This is a genomic window from Aquimarina gracilis (genome assembly GCF_035285365.1).
Taxonomy (GTDB): Bacteria; Bacteroidota; Bacteroidia; order Flavobacteriales; family Flavobacteriaceae; genus Aquimarina; species Aquimarina gracilis.
This window is the reverse complement of the sequence record NZ_JAYKLX010000002.1, coordinates 285,130-303,080: the sequence shown is the minus strand read 5'-3', so window position 1 is coordinate 303,080 and position 17,951 is coordinate 285,130. Positions and strand designations below refer to the sequence as shown.

The following is a 17,951-nucleotide window of genomic DNA, read 5'->3' as shown; positions in this document are numbered from 1 at the left end:
AAAAATAAATAGTGGTAAATTTCTTAAATATTTTAAGAAATAGACACACTATTGCAATGATTTTTCAAGTAATTTTCTATATTTAAAGTAATGAAAGTTTTACTGCTTAATTTTTGTCAATTTCTTAAAAGTAAGGTATTAGTTCTATTTCTGGTTTTCAGTTTTATTATTTCTGCTCAATCAAGTTTTAAGTTACCTGCGGGTAAAAAGAGTGATAAGATTAAGTTTGAAGTAGCAAATAACCTAATTATTCTTCCGGTTATTCTTAACGGAATAGAACTCTCTTTTATTTTGGACACCGGTGTTGGTTCTACAATTATTTTTAGCGTTGATAACAAGGAGTCTCTCGAACTTAAAAATGCATCAAGAATTTACCTCAGGGGATTGGGGGATGATGAACCAGTTGAAGCTATAAAATCACTTGATAATGAGTTAAGAATAGGAGATGCAACTAGTGTTAAGCATACTGTTTATTTGGTGTTTGACGAATCTATTAATTTTTCACCAAGAATGGGGTTTCCAATTCATGGTATCATTGGGTATGATTTTTTTAAAGACTTCATTTTGGATGTGAATTATACCAAGAAAGTTATAAAAGTACATGATCCTAATCAGTATAAGTATAAGAAATGTGATAGGTGTCACAGTACCAAATTGGATTTCAGAGAAAATAATAAACGTCCATTGGTGGGAGCCAGATATAAAGCTAAAGACAAGTTAACAGATGTACGCCTGTTGTTAGATTCTGGTTCGGGATCTTCTTTATGGTTATTTGAAAATGAGCAAAAAGGTATCACAATACCCGAAAAATCGTTTGCCGATTTTTTAGGAAAAGGATTTAATGGAGATATTTTTGGTCAAAGATCCAAAATAAGTGAGCTACATATAGGTGATTTCAAACTTAAAGAAGTTACTACTGCATTTCCAGATTCAATATACATCCAAGGGATATCTTTGGATACTAGAGAAGGATCTTTGGGAGGAAATGTGCTTAGGCGGTTTAACTTAATCATTGATTATCCGAATCAAAAAATTTCATTTAAGAAAAACAGTTTCTTTGATAAACCTTTTCATTATAATATGAGTGGTTTAACAATTCAGCATATTGGTTTTGATACAGTTCTTCCTGAAGAAGATGAACAACCTACAGTGATAAATAAGGTTACCGAAAAAAATAGGAGTTATTTAGGATTAAATCGAGTTGTAAATGAAAAAACATTACAATTAGCAAGTAATTTTATTTTAAGACCTAAATATGAAATTTCGGATGTAAGACCTGGCTCTCCAGCTGATGAAGTCGGATTAAAAAAAGGAGATATTATTCTTGAAGTGAATGGTAAAAAAGCTTACAATTACAAATTGTCTCAGCTTAACGATTTATTTTACTTTGAAGAAGGGAAGCGCATTAAGATTAAAGTAAATCGATTAGGGGTAGAGTTAAAATTCACCTTTTATCTTAAAAAAGTAATTTAAAAAAACAAGGGTTGTGTCTTCAGACACAACCCTTGTTAATTAAGTATATTTTGCAGCGCTATTAGTTCTTTTCTAAAACACTTTTGTCCAATACCGTTCCTTTTATTTTAATAGCTTTTGTTGCTTCTTTGGCGTTAGAATAGACAGTTATTGTTTTGCGAATAGGACCAACTCTTTTGGTGTCGTATTTTACCTCGATAACCCCACTTTCTCCTGGAGCAATTGGTTTTTCTGGTTTTTTAGGAATTGTACATCCGCAGCTAGAATACACTCTAGAAATGATTAGAGGGGCATCTCCTGTATTTGTAAATTCGAATTGACGAACGCCATCACTACCTTTAGCAATTTCGCCATAATCAATAACTTCAGTTTTAAATTCTATTTTTGCATCTTGAGCGTTTAATGCAACTCCCATAAAACCAATAAATAGAATCATCATCACTTTTTTCATAATGTAGGTTTTTGTTGTTTGTAAAAGTACTCACTTTTTATCCAACTTCAAAATGGCAACCAAAAGCACAAGATAAAAAGTAAGAGGTGCGAAATTATAAAATTAAAGTATCTTAAACAGTAAAAACTTCAATTTTAAGATAATAAAACAATATCGTAGTTAATATTTTTTGTTTTTTTAATACTCGTTACCATAATTTATAACATCCTCTCTTCGTACTTCGTACTTTAATAATTACTTTTGCACTTCAAATTCCAAAAATCGGACCAAAGTATGGCATTAGCTACAAAATATGATGCAAAATCAGTAGAAGAAAAATGGTATGACTACTGGATGAAGAATAATTATTTTCATTCTGAAGTAGATGAAAGAGAAGCTTATACAATTGTAATACCTCCACCAAACGTAACAGGTGTATTACATATGGGGCATATGCTTAACAATACAATTCAAGATGTGTTGATACGTAAAGCAAGACTCAAAGGGTATAATGCATGCTGGGTACCGGGTACAGATCATGCTTCGATTGCTACTGAAGCCAAAGTTGTTGCGAAACTAAAAGAACAAGGGGTCAATAAAAATGACCTTACTCGAGAAGAGTTTTTGGAACATGCCTGGGAATGGACTCATAAACATGGCGGAATAATTCTTGAACAGTTGAAAAAACTCGGGGCTTCTTGTGATTGGGAACGAACTGCTTTTACAATGGATGACAATTTGTCTGCATCTGTAATCAAGGTTTTTGTTGATTTATACAACAAAGGGCTTATTTATAGAGGATATAGGATGGTAAACTGGGATCCCGAAGCAAAAACCACTTTGTCCGATGAAGAAGTAATTTATGAAGAAAAACAAGGTAATCTTTACTACCTTAAATATAAAATAGATGGGAGTGATGATACTCTAACTATTGCTACGACACGTCCAGAAACTATTATGGGGGATACTGCCATTTGTATTAACCCAAATGACGAACGATTTACTCATCTAAAAGGGAAAAAGGCTATTGTGCCTATAGCTAATCGTGTAATTCCAATAATTGAAGATGAGTATGTTGATATGGAGTTTGGTACTGGTTGTCTTAAAGTAACTCCGGCACATGATCCAAACGACAAGGAATTAGGTGATAAACACAATCTGGAAGTGGTTGATATTTTTAACGAGGATGCAACCCTTAATTCTTATGGTTTACACTACAAGGGTAAAGACCGTTTTGTAGTTCGTAAAGAGATTGTTAAAGAATTAGAAAGCATAGGTGCCCTAGAAAAAACTGAAACGCATCTTAATAAAGTTGGAACAAGTGAACGTACTAAAGCGGTTATTGAACCAAGACTAAGTGATCAATGGTTTTTAAAGATGAAAGACCTTGCGCAACCTGCATTGGATGCTGTTTTAGATAAAGAAGTTAATCTTGTACCAGAAAAATTTATTAATACCTATAGACATTGGATGGAGAATGTCCGGGATTGGAATATTTCGCGTCAGTTATGGTGGGGACATCAAATTCCCGCATACTATTATGGCGACGGTAAAGAAGACTTTGTGGTAGCCGAAAGTAGGGAAGAGGCATTGGCACTGGCAAAAGAGAAAACCGGCAATATGACCCTTGCCGATAATGACCTTACACAAGATGCTGATGCGCTGGACACGTGGTTTTCTTCTTGGTTATGGCCAATGAGTGTTTTTAATGGTATTTTGGAACCAGATAATGAAGAAATTAATTATTACTATCCAACTAATGATTTAGTAACCGCTCCAGAGATTTTGTTCTTTTGGGTAGCACGTATGATCATTGCAGGTTATGAGTATAAAGGAGAAAAACCGTTTACAAATGTATATCTCACCGGAATTGTAAGAGATAAACAAAGGCGTAAAATGTCTAAGTCCTTGGGTAATTCACCTGATCCATTAGATTTAATTGATCAATATGGGGCCGATGGGATACGTGTAGGAATGTTGCTTAGTTCTCCTGCCGGTAATGATCTTATGTTTGATGAAGATCTTTGTAAACAGGGTAGTGCCTTTGTTAATAAGATCTGGAATGCTTTCAGGTTAATTAAAGGTTGGGAAATTGATTCGAATATCGAACAACCCGAATCTTCAAGAGTTGCAATAAATTGGTACGAATCAAGATTCCAGCAAGCGCTTGCAGAACTTGAAGATAGTTATAGTAAATACCGAATTAGTGATGCTTTAATGACAACGTACAAGTTGGTTTGGGATGATTTCTGTAGTTGGTTATTAGAAATGATCAAACCATCTTATGGTAGTCCTGTCGATGCAAAAACATATCAAGAGGTCATTGCTATTCTAGAAGATAATTTAAAGATACTTCATCCTTTTGTGCCTTTTATTTCTGAAGAAATATGGCAAAATATTACAGATCGCACCTCTGAAGAAGCTTTAATAATTGCTAAATGGCCAGTTTCAAAATCGATAGATGAAGATCTAGTAAAACAATTTGAAATTGCTTCAGAAGTGGTTTCAGGCATTAGAACAATACGCAAACAAAAGAATATTTCTTTTAAAGATGCTATAGAGTTGTCGGTTTTAAATAGCGAAAAATTGGATGCAACCTTTGATACTGTAATCAGTAAATTGGGGAACATATCTTCGCTAAATTATGTTGATGCGCAAGTAGAAGGAGCACTTTCGTTTAGAGTAAAATCTAATGAATATTTTATTCCGATATCTGGTGCTATTGATGTGGAAGAAGAAGTAAAGAAGCTTACAGAAGAATTAACATATACTGAAGGCTTTTTGAAATCTGTTCAGAAAAAATTACAAAATGAACGTTTTGTGAATAATGCTCCAGAACAAGTTATTGCCAATGAGCGTAAAAAACAAGCAGATGCCGAGGCCAAAATAGCAACTTTAAAGTCCAGTCTTGAGAGTTTGCAAAACTAAGTTTTGATGAAAAATAATAATTATAAAAAAGGTTTTGGGAACTCCAAAGCCTTTTTTATTAATCATCAACTTGGTCAACAATGTATTTGTTTACCAGTTCTATATATTTAATTTTTGCTTCTCGTTGTGACAGATCTTTTACCTGAAAAAGAGCGTTTAATTTAAAAGCGTTTCTAAGTTGACTATCTCCAGATGGAGTATAGAAACCATCGGCATGAGTTGCTTGCTTGTAATGCGCATAGAAGTGAAGCATGATGTCAGGCGGAAATTGTATTTTTGTATTACAAGCACGCTCATAAGCCTTTTCAAAAGCAATATTTAATTCTTCATCATTCATGTCTATAACAGCTTTTTAATATTCCAATAGGGAAGTATACTTAAAAAGTCGATCAAACAATTCTTTTATGAATTGGAATGTTCTTTGTGTTTTTTATAAGGTGGCTATTACACTTTCTCCTCCTCTTACTTTTTCGTTAAGGTTTACATTAATTTTGGTTCCCACGGGTAAAAAAACATCTACTCTTGAGCCAAATTTTATGAAACCACTATCTGAACCTTGAACCACTTGCTCACCTTCTGTAGCATAATTTACAATTCGCTTTGCCAATGCTCCTGCAATTTGCCTATATAGTATTTCTACAATATTGTTTTTAACAACTACAGTGGTTCTTTCGTTTTCTTCTGAAGCTTTTGGATGCCATGCTACTAAGTATTTTCCTGGGTGATACTTACTGAAAGTAACATTTCCGCCGATAGGATGTCTAGTTACATGAACATTAATTGGAGACATAAATATTGACACCTGAAGTCTGTTGTCTTTAAAATGTTCTTTTTCAAACACTTCTTCGATAACTACTACTTTTCCATCTACGGGAGATACCACAGTGTTATCGGCTACAAGTGTTTTTCGTTTAGGGTTTCTAAAAAATTGTAAGATCAATATTAAGAATGCCAATGTTAACACCAATATTGCTATTTGCCATTCTTTGATTTGAATGGCAACATAAGAAGCAACATTAATTCCTAAAAATAAAACAATCGCTACCGATATAATTTTATATCCTTCTTTATGAAACATATTTCAAAATTTGTAAAAATGCATATAAAAACGGGCTGGCAAATATAACACTATCCAAACGATCATAGATGCCACCATGTCCTGGCATAATGGTACCACTGTCTTTAACTCCCGCTTGTCTTTTAAACTTAGATTGAATTAAATCACCTAGTGTACCAAAAATACTCATAATTATACTTATAATCAACCAAATCGTTATAGATAAGGTATGTGATAACACCGCTATTAAATATCCTGCTAGAATTGAAAAAACAAATCCCCCAATAAAACCTTCGATTGTTTTTTTTGGTGATATTCGCTCTAATAACTTGTGCTTGCCAAAGTTTTTCCCAACCAAATAGGCAAAACTATCATTGGCCCATGTGATCAAAAAGGCTCCAGCAATTATTAGTGGTTGGTATTCGCCAGAGTAATTAGGAACCAAAGTTAAGAAAACGATACAAGTGATTAAATAAAAGATGCTTGTTCTGTACTTTCTTTGTTCGAACATTGGAATGATACGAATAGTAACCAAATCTTTTACCAAAAATAATTCTGTAATAATAGTTAATATCAAAAATGGGAGGGTTACATATAATTTATCTTGAAAAACATTTAGTAATCCTAGGATGAAAAGAAAAATAATGTACAATCTTTTATTTCTAAGATGAATTAATTTTTGAAATTCATAAATAGAAATCATTCCAAAAATCAGAAATACCCCAAGAAAGGTGTATTTGGACACAAAAATGGATATTAATAGGATTAATACATATAAAAACCCTGATAAAGATCTTGTGAGTAGTTCCTTCATATTATAAATCTTCCAGCAGGAGCAAATATAGATTTTTTGAACTACTTCCATAGCTTAAGAAATCCTTTTCTTTTTGTGGCTCGAAGTCTTTTATTGTGGTGATGTTAGAAGGAATAGAATTTTTGTTTTTGTTTTTAATGCCTTTAAGGCCTTCTCCAATACTCTTAACTAATTGGCTTGTAGCAGCTAGGATAACAAAATTATCGGGCAGTTCGGTTAGTTTTTTTTCTCTAAGTTGATTAGAGGATACAAGAATAGCTCCACTATCGGCAATTAAATATTCACATGTAGCAAAAAAGAAAGATGCCGAAGATTGTTTTACGAAGTTAAGGTTAAAGCCAGAAAATTTATGTTCAAGGCCAATGTCAAAACAACATACATCTTTCTCGTACCAATCATTTTCTAAAAGTATCTTATCAAAAGAATCCAAAACTTCATCATCTTTGTCACAATAAAGAAATTTGCCTCCGTTTCTTTTGAAATTCATCATAAAACTTTCATCGATCGGAAGATCAATTTCTGGCATATACTTACTGCGATCCTCTATATGGCGTTCCTTACTCTTTTGGTCTGATTTAGATTTTGGAAAAAAAATTCTTCTAAATAGACTCATTTTTTAGATTATGCTTGGGGAATTACAATTTTACAATACATTCAAAGATAAAAAAAATCTTAACCCAATATTCTGCTTAGGTTAAGATTTTTTAATTTACTAGTAAAAATGTTTTATTTATGACGGTTCAGTAACAATCTCTTCTTCTTTTTTACCGAAAGGTCTTTCTCCAAAGATTTTTTCTAGATTATCCTTAAAAATAACCTCTTTTTCGAGTAACACTTCTGCTAATTCTGTTAATTTATCCTTGTGCTTTTCTAGTAATTGGATAGCACGTTGATATTGCTCTTCTATGATATTAGAAATTTCTTTATCAATAAGCTCACTAGTTTGCTCACTATATGGTTTGGTGAAGCTGTACTCGCTTTGACCAGAAGAGTCATAATATGTTAGGTTACCTACTTTATCATTTAGTCCATATATGGTAACCATGGCTCTCGCTTGTTTTGTAACTTTTTCAAGGTCACTTAACGCCCCTGTAGAAATTTCATTAAATATTACTTGTTCTGCTGCACGGCCTCCAAGTGCCGCACACATTTCATCAAGCATTTGATTTGGTCTTACAATTAACCTCTCTTCGGGAAGGTACCATGCTGCACCAAGTGATTGTCCTCTAGGGACAATTGTTACTTTAACCAATGGAGCCGCATGCTCTAGCATCCAACTTACAGTAGCGTGACCAGCTTCATGAAAAGCGATTGCTCGTTTTTCTTCAGGAGTGATGATTTTATTCTTTTTCTCTAATCCGCCAACAATTCTGTCTACGGCGTCCAGAAAATCTTGTTTTCCAACAGCTTTATTGCCTTTTCTTGCCGCAATTAATGCAGCTTCATTACATACATTAGCAATATCAGCTCCAGAGAATCCCGGAGTTTGTTTGGCCAAGAAGTCTGTATCTAATTCATTTTCGATTTTTTTAAGAGGTCTAAGGTGTACCTCAAAAATTTCTTTACGCTCACGAACATCGGGTAAGTCTACATAAATTTGTCTATCAAATCTACCAGCTCGCATTAATGCTTTATCTAGTACATCGGCTCTGTTTGTAGCGGCAATTACAATTACATTGGTATTGGTTCCAAAACCATCCATTTCGGTAAGGAGTTGGTTTAATGTATTCTCACGTTCATCATTTGATCCAGAGAAATTACTTTTACCTCTTGCTCTACCAATGGCATCTATTTCATCAATAAATATTATCGCTGGAGATTTTTCTTTGGCTTGTTTGAAAAGGTCTCTCACTCTTGAAGCTCCTACACCTACAAACATTTCGACAAAATCTGATCCTGATAAAGAAAAGAAAGGTACTTTGGCTTCACCTGCAACGGCTTTTGCCAACAGCGTTTTTCCAGTTCCCGGAGGTCCTACTAATAATGCACCTTTTGGTATTTTTCCTCCAAGTGAGGTATATTTTTCTGGGTTTTTCAAGAAATCTACAATTTCCTGAATTTCTTCTTTAGCTCCTTCAAGACCTGCAACATTTTCAAAAGAAACTTTTACTTCTGTATTTTGATCAAAAAGTTTTGCTTTAGATTTACCGATATTGAAAATTTGTCCACCAGCACCGCCACCAGAGCCTCCACTCATTCTACGCATGATGAATATCCATACTCCAATAATCAAAGCAAAAGGTAGCAGGGTAACAAAAATCTCTCCCCACACATTACTTTCGGTATCATAATTTACCTGAGTATCTAACCCTTTTTCAGTTTTTATTTGAGCGATTTTGTTTTCAAAATTTTGAAGATCTCCAAACTCAAATTGGTAATCGGGATCATTTGGGCTCGCTGGCAATATAGAATTGCCTTTATTTTTTTTGTGTTTGTCTAGAGCTTTAGCATCGTTTGTAAGAAATACTTTAGCCTGTCGACGATTTATAATAACAACTTTCTCAACTTCGCCATTACTTAAAAATTCCTGAAACTCAGAAGGAGAAGTAGTAGGGGCAGACCCAAAACTGTTTCCCCCCATAAAGTTTAATATTATAAAACCAGCAATTATAACAGCATAAATCCAATATGCGCTAAACTTTGGTTTTTTATTAGGTTCTGTTTTTTTATTTTCTCTAGCCATTTACGGTTTGCTTTTAATAATTTGTCTCGATAACTGTAGTTTTTGCATCTCCCCAAAGTCCTTCAATATCATAAAATTCTCTAATATGTTTTTGAAAAACATGCACCACTACATTTACATAATCAATTAATACCCACTCTGCATTATCGCTACCTTCAACATGCCATGGTTTGTCTTTAAGTTCTTTACTTACCGTTTTTTGTATGGAATTTACGATCGCGTTTACTTGAGTATTTGAAGTTCCGTTACAGATTACGAAGTAGTTACATACTGTGTTTTCAATATCCCGGAGGTCCAAAATGTTAATATCATTACCTTTTACTTCTTCAATACCTTTTATAATATGAGTGATTAATTGATCAGTACCGATTTCTTTTTTTGTCATGCATTTTTTTTATTTGTGTAAAGTTATTACTTTTTATCTTTTTAATGTCGGTAATATACCTACATTTATAAAACTTTTACACCTTTTAGATGGATATAATCAAAGTTGATGCCATTGACTCTACAAATGCTTTTCTCAGGGAATTAAATCGCCAAAAACAATTTGATGGTCCTGTTTGTGTAATGGCAAAAGAACAACTTGCAGGTAAAGGGCAAATGGGGACTGTTTGGCAAAGCGAACCAGGAAAAAACCTTACATGTAGTGTGTTTATGCAGGTCAAGGGGATTGAGCTTGTTGAGCAATTCTTTATTTCTATTGCCGTTTCATTGGCTGTTTGTGATGCTTTGAATGATCTTTTAATTACCAAATTATCAATAAAATGGCCAAACGACATTCTGTCAGACCGAAAAAAAATCTGTGGGATTTTAATAGAAAATGTTGTTAAAAATGGCAGTTTAAATGGAGCAATTATAGGAATTGGAATTAATGTGAACCAACTAGAGTTTGATAACCTTCCCCAGGCTGGATCATTAAAAAAGATTTTGGGCAAGGATTTAGAGATAGAAGAAGTTCTTGATGTGTTGTTGACCAAATTAGAACAGAGATTTACTCAATTAACAACTTCGAGTTTTGCAATGCTTAAGAAAGAATATGAGAGGTTACTTTTTAGAAGAAACAAACCCTCAACATTCTTGGATGCTGAGGGCAATTCTTTTGTCGGTATTATTCAATCTGTTAATAATGAAGGTAAACTTCAAGTATTGTTAGAAGATGAAATTGTAACCCCCTTTGATCTTAAAGAGATTAGCTTGCTTTATTAGATTTTAAAGTTTCCCAAGGTTTTCGCTTAATGTATTGATGAAATTCTGAATAGGATTTTTGATCATCATTGACATCATTGCATTAAACTCTCCATTAAAGGTAAGTTTTGTTGTACTTTTTCCATCTTCGGTATTAATGATGTCTGCAGTAAGCGTAAAAGGTAGTTTATCACTTGCAGCACCCAAAACAACTTGACTATGAGGTGTATTTCCTTTTTGATCCAAAACCAATTCTGGCATTCCTTTTAATTGAAAGAGAAATCTTGAATCACTTATTTTTTCAAATTTTTGTTTACTCTCGGGCATGATTTGTTCAAAATTTTCAACTTTTGTTAAAAATTCAAACACTTCTTCGGCTGTTTTATTTACAGTCACCGTAGGGCTTTCTAAATTCATGGTATTGTTTTATTATTATAAGTTCCACTCGGCGGGATTAGTTCTCCAACCTTGTAATGTTTTTTGCTGTTCTTGAGTAATATAATTAGTGTCCAGAGCTTGCTCTAATAGATTTTCATAATTACTTAGTGTGTTCAAAGATAGTGCCGCTTCTTTAAAATTATGCGTTGCGATATCAAACCCATAATTAAAAATTGCTACCATACCTTTTACATCTGCATTTACTTCTTTTAGTGCTTTTACGGCATTAAGGCTACTTTTTCCGGTGCTAATTAAATCTTCTACTACAACGATACTCTTTCCTTCAGGAACGATTCCTTCAATTTGATTTTTTCTTCCATGTTTTTTGGCTTCTGGGCGAACATAAATAAATGGAAGGTCAAGTTCCTGTGCTACAAGCATCCCTATCCCAATAGCACCAGTGGCTACACCCGCAATTACATCTGGTTTGCCATATTTTTGTTCGATAAATTTGGCAAGATTTTGTTTTAGGTAGTTTCGTATTTCTGGATAAGATAGTGTAATACGATTATCACAGTAAATAGGAGATTTCCAACCCGATGCCCAGGTAAAAGGTTCTTGTGGTTGTAATTTTATTGCGTTAATTTGCAGTAGTAATTCAGCAGTTTTTTTTGCTGTATCTTTATCAAAAATCATAGTTGCAAATGTATAAAGTTTTTGTGAATAATACACCTATTATTCTGTCTACAAAAAAGTCTATTGAAGGTTACAGAACCGTCCATATAAAAGAGGTTGATTTTCCGAGAATTATACGAGATGTTTTGGCTAATGAGGCAGCGGGGAATGAGGCAAAATATCATTTTTTTCACAAGACTGAGGACAAGTTAATAGAACATTTGTATGCTAAGCTCCCAGTGGTAATGGCAGGCGGAGGTAAGGTGTATAACGAAAAGAAAGAAATTTTATTTATTCACCGAAATGGAAAATGGGATTTACCTAAAGGAAAAGCAGAGAAAAAAGAGGATATGGAAACCACTGCTATACGAGAGGTGGAAGAAGAAACCGGCGTAACGGGATTGGAGATTACCAAGTTTTTATACAAGTCTTATCATGTTTTTAAAAGAAATGGAGAGTTTCGATTAAAGGTTACTTACTGGTTTGAAATGAAGACAGAATATAACGGAAAACTTGTTCCTCAAAAAAATGAAGGCATTATGAAAGTAAAATGGAAAGACAAGAAAAAAGCGATTAAAGCCTTGAAAGATTCTTATGCAAACATAAGATTACTATTCTCTCATGATTATTTATCTTAAAACTCTATATATCGGATACCTCATATGAGCCTTTTCATAATTGTTCGATTGTTTGTGTAACCAATCTAGTTGTGTATACCAATTATTGGCAAAAGCAGTATCTTTTTTCTTGGTTTCGAACTCAATTCTTAACTTTTTATTATTTTCAAGTAGTTCTTTCGCCTTATCTTCCCAGACATATGGGGAAAATCCTTCTTTTTGCTGTAAAATAGTATCAAAAAAATTCCAATTAAAGAAAGAATCTGGAGCCTCAGGCTCAAGAGTTTCTAGAAGATATCTAAAACCTCTTTGATTAGTAGGGATAATAATATCTCCTTTTTTGAAAGTAATCTTTTCATTACTTTTTGTTACCGAAGTTTCATAATGTAAATAATGTCCTTCATAAGGACTTGTTCTAGTTTTGTAATTCGAAATACGATAGATTTCTGTAGTGAGGGTGCTGTCCTTTTCTAATGTTTCAAATTCGATTTGATTCAGTTTTAGTAAATCAATGACTGTCCACCATCCTTGAGGTATAATATATGCTTTGGGTACTTCAATTTTTGTTGTTGGAACAAAATAGTTTTTATACGACACTTTTTTTGCATAGGGTTTATTCTGATAATACTTTAATCTTTTGGCTCCTGTAATTTCGCTGTCAATAAAATCTCCTTCATATCCTTTAAAAGTAAACTGTGTAGTTTGTGTTGTGTCTACTTTCCAATTCAGAGGGTATGTTCTTTGATCAGGTAGTTCGTCAAATGCTTTTTTTCTCAATGAACTTATAGTCGTCCCGTCTTTTTCAACAATATCGATCATTGATTTCATTAATTCATACGTGCCTTCAACTCTTTTTTTATAGGGTTTAAGCATATGAGTTTCAACCATCATTCCCAAGGTATTCCATACTGTAGTATAGCCAGTAGAATATCTGGGAGAATCCATAAATTGTGCCCATCCTTTATTAGGTGTGGTACCCCAAACATTCACATAGGGAGTGATATCCCAATTTTTACTTTTTAAAGATTTTTCTAATTGTGGTTGCATTTGTGTATTGAGATAATTGCCTAATTCGCCCCCTAATTTATTATGCTGGGTAAATAAATGAGTAAGTGTATACTGGTAATCCGCACCATTACTCACATGATTGTCTATAAAAACATCGGGTTGTACCAAGTGAAATATTTTGGCAAATGTTTGAGCGTTTTTAGTATCATTCTTTATGAAATCCCGATTAAGATCATAATTACGGGCATTACCTCTGAAACCATATTCTTTTGGTCCGTTTTGATTGGTTCTAGTGCCAGAATTTCGATTCAATGCACCACCAATATTATATATAGGGATAACTACCAAAACTGTATTTTTAGGGGGCTTAACGGAACCTTGAGCAATATCCCTTAATAATAACATCGATGCATCGATACCATCACTTTCTCCAGGATGAATACCATTATTAATCAATATAATGCGTTTGGTCTCGCGAATTTTTTCAAAGTTAAACTCTTGATCAGGATTCAGGGTTACAATATGTAAAGGTTTTCCGCTATCTGTCACCCCCATTTCTTGAATACTGATTTCATTATAAGCTTCGGCAAGATTCTGATAATAGGTAATAACTTCCGGATAGGTAGGTGTTTCGGTCCCGTTGCTTTTTTCAAAATGAGTTGTAAAATCAAAGTCTTTTAAAGGATTCTTTTCTGAAGTAGTACAAGAAAAAATAAATAAAATGAAGATTGCGAGTAGGATTCTTTGCATGGTGTATAGTTGTGTGAAGGCCAAATATACTAAGTTTTATAGATTAAGAATCTTCTATAACGTTTTAGTACTGTCTCATAATGAGATACCTTTTAATTTTACTTGCTGTACTCTAAAATAAACGTATTTTTGCAGCCTCAAATACCATTGCTATGACAGAGTTTGTAAGAAAAAGAGTGGCCAATGCCAAAAATGATATTTTATCTGGATTAACTGTTGCCCTTGCATTGGTTCCAGAAGCAGTTGCTTTTGCCTTTGTTGCAGGGGTAGATCCTTTGGTAGGATTGTATGCAGCATTTATGATAGGATTAATCACTTCTATTTTTGGTGGTCGTCCCGGTATGATTTCTGGAGCTACGGGAGCATTAGCTGTGGTAATGGTTAGCCTTGTTGCCGAAGGAAATGCAATGGGAGCTCCTGGGGAAGAACTTGGATTGTATTATCTATTTGCAACGGTAATTCTTATGGGAGTTATACAAATGCTGGCAGGAGTTCTAAAACTAGGTAAGTTTGTACGCTTGATTCCGCATCCTGTAATGATGGGGTTTGTAAATGGATTGGCTATTGTGATTTTTCTTTCTCAATTGGGAATGTTTAAAGAATTTGTGGATGGTGAAAAAGTTTGGATGCAAGGAACAGATCTGTGGTTAATGCTGGGGCTGGTATTACTTACAATGGCAATCATGTGGGGATTACCAAAATTAAAAGCTACTTCAAAATTACCTGAGGCTTTAATAGGAATTGTAGTAGTCTCAGCAATTGTGATACTTGGAAAATTGGATGTTGCCACCGTAGGTAGTTTTATTCGTGATGGTGGGGGAGAAGGTTTAAAAGGAGGACTTCCGCAATTTCAATTAGATATATTTAATAAAGTACCAATGACTTGGGAAACTTTTAAGTTTATTGGTCCCTATGCTTTGATTCTTGCGGCTATTGGATTGATAGAATCATTAATGACCTTAAATTTAATAGATGAGTTGACTGAAACCAGGGGTAACTCAAATAGAGAATGTATGGCTCAAGGTGGAGCTAATATCATTACTGGACTTTTTGGTGGTATGGGAGGTTGTGCAATGATCGGTCAGTCTATTATTAATATTAAAGGAGGAGGACGTACCCGACTTTCGGGTATAGTAGCAGCCGTCACTTTATTGATGTTTATATTATTTGCCTCGGGGCTTATAGAGCAGGTACCCATAGCTGCATTAGTAGGAGTAATGTTTATGGTGGTAATAGGGACTTTTGCATGGTCAAGTTTTAGAATTATTAGTAAAATTCCATTAACAGATGCCATCGTTTTGGTTGCGGTTTCTTCGCTTACTGTTTTCTTTGATTTGGCAGTTGCGGTAATCGCTGGTGTAATCATGTCTGCTCTTGCTTTTTCATGGGAGAGCGCAAAACGTATTCGTGCAAGAAAACATGTTCGAGAAGATGGTACCAAAGTGTATGAAATCTGGGGACCTCTTTTCTTTGGAAGTATACAAGCATTTAATAATAAGTTCGATGTAGCAAATGATCCAGAAAGTGTAGAGATTGATTTTATAGAATCTCGTGTAAGCGATCATTCTGCATTAGAAGCGATTTGGGCGTTGGTTGGAAAATATGAAGAAGCCGGAAAAAGAGTAAAGATAAAACACCTTAGCGAAGAGTGTCAGGCATTAATGATCAAAGCTTCACCAAGACTCGCAAGTGTTATTGAGCATAATGTAGATGATCCCAGATATCATGTGATGGCCAAAGTGATGGAATAAAAATGTATATTTCGATATGAAATCGAATAAAGCAGCAAATGGATATTCCTTTTGAACCTATCATTTTTGGTGTTAAGTTGAATATCCATTTGATTTTGGAATATGCAGCTTTCTTCGTAGGTTTTCGTTATTATATACACCTCAAAAAATATACGCAAGATCCCATAACCAACAATAATCGATTATCGATTATCGTGGGCGCTGTATTCGGTGCTTTTCTGGGTTCCAGAGTTGTAGCCTTTTTAGAAAATCCTATCTTTTCTTACAAAGCAGAGTATTTCCTTTTAATACTTAATGCCAAAACAATTATGGGTGGACTTTTTGGTGGACTTTTTGGAGTCGAGGCAACGAAAAAACTAATTAATGAAACAAAGTCTTCAGGAGATTTATTTACTTTTCCCATAATACTGGGTATTATCGTAGGTAGGATTGGTTGTTTTTTGGCAGGTGTTAATGAATTTACCTATGGTATAGAAACCACTTCCTTTTTAGGAATGGATCTGGGCGATGGCATTATGAGATATCCCATTGCATTATTTGAAGTTGTATTTCTAATGATTTTATGGGTGTTTTTAAAGCATATTCAGAAAAAGAAAATTCTTAAGAACGGTCTTTTGTTTCAATATTTTATGATATCATATTTCTCATTTCGTTTTATAATAGAATTTTTAAAACCTAATACATTTTTGATTTTTGGTTTAAGTAGTATACAGTATTTATGTATCTTATGCTGGCTTTATTATCACAAAACTATTCGAAATCTCTTTTATGCCAACTAGAAATTATACGTATTACGATTACACACTAAGTTTATGTCCCGAATGTCTTAAAAGAGTCGATGCAAAAATAGTTTTTGAAAAAGGTAAGGTTTTTATGCTGAAACGTTGCCCGGAACATGGTAGATCCAAAGTACTAATAGCCGACGATATAGAATACTATAAGAATATCAGGAATTATAACAAGCCTTCAGAGTTTCCATATAAATTTAATACAGCTACAGATTATGGGTGTCCTTATGATTGCGGATTATGCCCGGATCATGAACAACACTCTTGCTTAACGATTATTGAAGTCACAGATCGATGTAACTTAACATGCCCTACATGTTATGCCTCTTCTTCACCTAGCTATGGTCGTCATCGTACACTTGAAGAAATTAAGAAAATGTTGGACACTATTGTAGAGAACGAAAAAGAACCCGATGTGGTTCAGATTAGTGGTGGGGAGCCTACGGTGCATCCTCAATTCTTCGAAATTCTTGATTATGCCAAAAAATTACCTATTCGACATCTAATGGTAAATACCAATGGTATTCGTATAGCCAAAGACATTAATTTTGTCGAACGGCTGAAAGGATATATGCCGGATTTTGAGATTTACCTACAATTTGATTCCTTACAACCCGAAGTTTTACAAAAGCTAAGAGGTGAAGATTTAACCAGAACACGTGAACAGGCCATAGAAAATCTTAATCAATTCAACCTCTCTACTACTTTGGTGGTCACTTTGGAAAAAGGTCTTAATAATCTTGAGATAGGAGAAATTCTTGATTTTGCTACAAAGCAAAAATGTGTACGTGGGGTCACTTTTCAACCTACACAAATTGCAGGAAGATTAGAAGACTTTAATGCACAAACAAATCGAATTACCCTTACTGAGGTTCGAAGAAAAATCCTAGAACAATTTCCTGTTTTTAAAACCGATGATCTTATCCCAGTGCCTTGTAATCCTGATGCTCTGGTAATGGGATACGCATTAAAGAATGAAGATGGTATTTTACCTCTTACACGTTATATTAATCCTGCTGATCTGTTGGATAATGGTAAAAATACCATTGTATATGAGCAAGACAAAGAACTACATGGGAAAGTCTTAGAATTATTTAGTACCGGAAATTCGGTGGAAACCGCTTCAGAAAATCTAAAATCAATAATGTGCTGTTTGCCAGAGATCGATGCTCCTGATGTTGAATATGAAAATTTATTCAGAATTATTATTATGCAATTTATTGATGCATATAATTTTGATGTTAGGGCAATCAAGAAGTCATGTGTTCATATTGTGAATAAAGATTATAAGATTATACCTTTTGAAACTATGAATTTGTTTTATAGAGATGACAAATTAGAATATTTAGAACAACTTAGAAACGAAACTATATGATATTTAGGCTACTTTTTTTTGAAGGGGGAGATTATAGTA

At 33.9% G+C, this 17,951-nt stretch carries 17 protein-coding genes; 7 read left to right on the top strand and 10 right to left on the bottom strand.

Features of this window, described 5'->3' with window-relative positions; all coding sequences use genetic code 11:
• The first annotated feature begins 90 nt into the window (after window positions 1-90).
• Window positions 91-1,473, top strand: coding sequence for an aspartyl protease family protein (locus tag U6A24_RS04310; protein ID WP_324178710.1), 1,383 nt, complete (start codon window positions 91-93; stop codon window positions 1,471-1,473).
• A 61-nt stretch (window positions 1,474-1,534) separates the two neighbouring features.
• Here the strand turns inward: U6A24_RS04310 and U6A24_RS04305 are convergent, their stop codons facing one another.
• Entirely contained in the window at window positions 1,535-1,924 is a 390-nt protein-coding gene (locus U6A24_RS04305) for a DUF1573 domain-containing protein (RefSeq protein ID WP_324178709.1), read from the bottom strand.
• Window positions 1,925-2,197: 273 nt separating this feature from the next.
• Between U6A24_RS04305 and U6A24_RS04300 the strand changes: the two genes are divergently transcribed.
• Window positions 2,198-4,831, top strand: a complete 2,634-nt coding sequence (locus tag U6A24_RS04300; protein ID WP_324178708.1) for a valine--tRNA ligase — start codon at window positions 2,198-2,200, stop codon at window positions 4,829-4,831.
• Window positions 4,832-4,889: 58 nt separating this feature from the next.
• Here U6A24_RS04300 and U6A24_RS04295 read toward each other — a convergent pair whose 3' ends face one another.
• The 6 genes from U6A24_RS04295 to rsfS all read right to left on the bottom strand — a co-directional run bounded on the left by U6A24_RS04295 (window position 4,890) and on the right by rsfS (window position 9,770).
• Window positions 4,890-5,168: an acyl-CoA-binding protein gene (locus U6A24_RS04295; protein ID WP_324178707.1), complete on the bottom strand. Its 279-nt coding sequence runs from the start codon at window positions 5,166-5,168 to the stop codon at window positions 4,890-4,892.
• A 93-nt stretch (window positions 5,169-5,261) separates the two neighbouring features.
• Window positions 5,262-5,909 carry a phosphatidylserine decarboxylase family protein gene (locus U6A24_RS04290; protein ID WP_324178706.1) on the bottom strand — a complete coding sequence of 216 codons (648 nt, stop codon included), beginning with the start codon at window positions 5,907-5,909 and terminating at the stop codon, window positions 5,262-5,264.
• A complete protein-coding gene (locus U6A24_RS04285; protein WP_324178705.1) occupies window positions 5,899-6,702 on the bottom strand; it encodes a phosphatidate cytidylyltransferase in 804 nt (267 codons plus the stop codon). The genes U6A24_RS04290 and U6A24_RS04285 overlap by 11 nt, the downstream gene beginning before the upstream one ends.
• 1 nt (window position 6,703) lies before the next feature.
• On the bottom strand, window positions 6,704-7,315 hold the full coding sequence (locus U6A24_RS04280; protein WP_324178704.1) for an LUD domain-containing protein: 612 nt from the start codon (window positions 7,313-7,315) through the stop codon (window positions 6,704-6,706).
• 117 nt (window positions 7,316-7,432) lie between these two features.
• Window positions 7,433-9,385: an ATP-dependent zinc metalloprotease FtsH gene (gene ftsH, locus U6A24_RS04275; RefSeq protein WP_324178703.1), complete on the bottom strand. Its 1,953-nt coding sequence runs from the start codon at window positions 9,383-9,385 to the stop codon at window positions 7,433-7,435.
• A 13-nt stretch (window positions 9,386-9,398) separates the two neighbouring features.
• Window positions 9,399-9,770, bottom strand: a complete 372-nt coding sequence (gene rsfS / locus U6A24_RS04270) for a ribosome silencing factor (protein WP_324178702.1) — start codon at window positions 9,768-9,770, stop codon at window positions 9,399-9,401.
• A gap of 89 nt (window positions 9,771-9,859) precedes the next feature.
• Between rsfS and U6A24_RS04265 the strand changes: the two genes are divergently transcribed.
• The gene (locus U6A24_RS04265; RefSeq protein WP_324178701.1) at window positions 9,860-10,591 is read left to right on the top strand and encodes a biotin--[acetyl-CoA-carboxylase] ligase; all 732 of its coding nucleotides are present in this window, start codon (window positions 9,860-9,862) and stop codon (window positions 10,589-10,591) included.
• 3 nt (window positions 10,592-10,594) lie between these two features.
• On the opposite strand, the gene U6A24_RS04260 is transcribed toward U6A24_RS04265, so the two are convergent.
• Both U6A24_RS04260 and pyrE read right to left on the bottom strand, forming a co-directional pair.
• Window positions 10,595-10,987, bottom strand: a complete 393-nt coding sequence (locus tag U6A24_RS04260) for an SRPBCC family protein (RefSeq protein ID WP_324178700.1) — start codon at window positions 10,985-10,987, stop codon at window positions 10,595-10,597.
• Window positions 10,988-11,002: 15 nt separating this feature from the next.
• Entirely contained in the window at window positions 11,003-11,644 is a 642-nt protein-coding gene (pyrE, locus tag U6A24_RS04255; RefSeq protein WP_324178699.1) for an orotate phosphoribosyltransferase, read from the bottom strand.
• An 8-nt stretch (window positions 11,645-11,652) separates the two neighbouring features.
• Between pyrE and U6A24_RS04250 the strand changes: the two genes are divergently transcribed.
• Window positions 11,653-12,261: an NUDIX hydrolase gene (locus tag U6A24_RS04250; RefSeq protein WP_324178698.1), complete on the top strand. Its 609-nt coding sequence runs from the start codon at window positions 11,653-11,655 to the stop codon at window positions 12,259-12,261.
• On the opposite strand, the gene U6A24_RS04245 is transcribed toward U6A24_RS04250, so the two are convergent.
• Window positions 12,253-13,998: a M14 family metallopeptidase gene (locus U6A24_RS04245; protein ID WP_324178697.1), complete on the bottom strand. Its 1,746-nt coding sequence runs from the start codon at window positions 13,996-13,998 to the stop codon at window positions 12,253-12,255. The genes U6A24_RS04250 and U6A24_RS04245 overlap by 9 nt on opposite strands.
• Window positions 13,999-14,150: 152 nt before the next feature.
• Here U6A24_RS04245 and U6A24_RS04240 point away from each other — a divergent pair, with 152 nt between their 5' ends.
• Genes U6A24_RS04240 through U6A24_RS04230 form a run of 3 tightly spaced genes read left to right on the top strand, consistent with a single transcriptional unit; the run spans window position 14,151 to window position 17,912 of the window.
• Entirely contained in the window at window positions 14,151-15,749 is a 1,599-nt protein-coding gene (locus U6A24_RS04240) for a SulP family inorganic anion transporter (RefSeq protein WP_324178696.1), read from the top strand.
• A 38-nt stretch (window positions 15,750-15,787) separates the two neighbouring features.
• A complete protein-coding gene (locus U6A24_RS04235) occupies window positions 15,788-16,528 on the top strand; it encodes a prolipoprotein diacylglyceryl transferase family protein (RefSeq protein WP_324178695.1) in 741 nt (246 codons plus the stop codon).
• On the top strand, window positions 16,518-17,912 hold the full coding sequence (locus tag U6A24_RS04230) for a radical SAM protein (RefSeq protein ID WP_324178694.1): 1,395 nt from the start codon (window positions 16,518-16,520) through the stop codon (window positions 17,910-17,912). Before U6A24_RS04235 ends, U6A24_RS04230 begins: the two co-directional genes overlap by 11 nt.
• Window positions 17,913-17,951 lie beyond the last annotated feature (39 nt).

Coding starts and splice junctions, on each gene's coding strand:
- U6A24_RS04290 (WP_324178706.1), bottom strand. CDS start 5,909: ATGTTTCATAAAGAAGGATATAAAATTATATCGGTAGCGATTGTTTTA.
- U6A24_RS04265 (WP_324178701.1), top strand. CDS start 9,860: ATGGATATAATCAAAGTTGATGCCATTGACTCTACAAATGCTTTTCTC.
- U6A24_RS04240 (WP_324178696.1), top strand. CDS start 14,151: ATGACAGAGTTTGTAAGAAAAAGAGTGGCCAATGCCAAAAATGATATT.
- U6A24_RS04235 (WP_324178695.1), top strand. CDS start 15,788: ATGGATATTCCTTTTGAACCTATCATTTTTGGTGTTAAGTTGAATATC.
- U6A24_RS04230 (WP_324178694.1), top strand. CDS start 16,518: ATGCCAACTAGAAATTATACGTATTACGATTACACACTAAGTTTATGT.
- U6A24_RS04260 (WP_324178700.1), bottom strand. CDS start 10,987: ATGAATTTAGAAAGCCCTACGGTGACTGTAAATAAAACAGCCGAAGAA.
- U6A24_RS04250 (WP_324178698.1), top strand. CDS start 11,653: ATGTATAAAGTTTTTGTGAATAATACACCTATTATTCTGTCTACAAAA.
- U6A24_RS04245 (WP_324178697.1), bottom strand. CDS start 13,998: ATGCAAAGAATCCTACTCGCAATCTTCATTTTATTTATTTTTTCTTGT.
- U6A24_RS04305 (WP_324178709.1), bottom strand. CDS start 1,924: ATGAAAAAAGTGATGATGATTCTATTTATTGGTTTTATGGGAGTTGCA.
- U6A24_RS04280 (WP_324178704.1), bottom strand. CDS start 7,315: ATGAGTCTATTTAGAAGAATTTTTTTTCCAAAATCTAAATCAGACCAA.
- ftsH (WP_324178703.1), bottom strand. CDS start 9,385: ATGGCTAGAGAAAATAAAAAAACAGAACCTAATAAAAAACCAAAGTTT.
- U6A24_RS04295 (WP_324178707.1), bottom strand. CDS start 5,168: ATGAATGATGAAGAATTAAATATTGCTTTTGAAAAGGCTTATGAGCGT.
- U6A24_RS04300 (WP_324178708.1), top strand. CDS start 2,198: ATGGCATTAGCTACAAAATATGATGCAAAATCAGTAGAAGAAAAATGG.
- U6A24_RS04285 (WP_324178705.1), bottom strand. CDS start 6,702: ATGAAGGAACTACTCACAAGATCTTTATCAGGGTTTTTATATGTATTA.
- pyrE (WP_324178699.1), bottom strand. CDS start 11,644: ATGATTTTTGATAAAGATACAGCAAAAAAAACTGCTGAATTACTACTG.
- rsfS (WP_324178702.1), bottom strand. CDS start 9,770: ATGACAAAAAAAGAAATCGGTACTGATCAATTAATCACTCATATTATA.
- U6A24_RS04310 (WP_324178710.1), top strand. CDS start 91: ATGAAAGTTTTACTGCTTAATTTTTGTCAATTTCTTAAAAGTAAGGTA.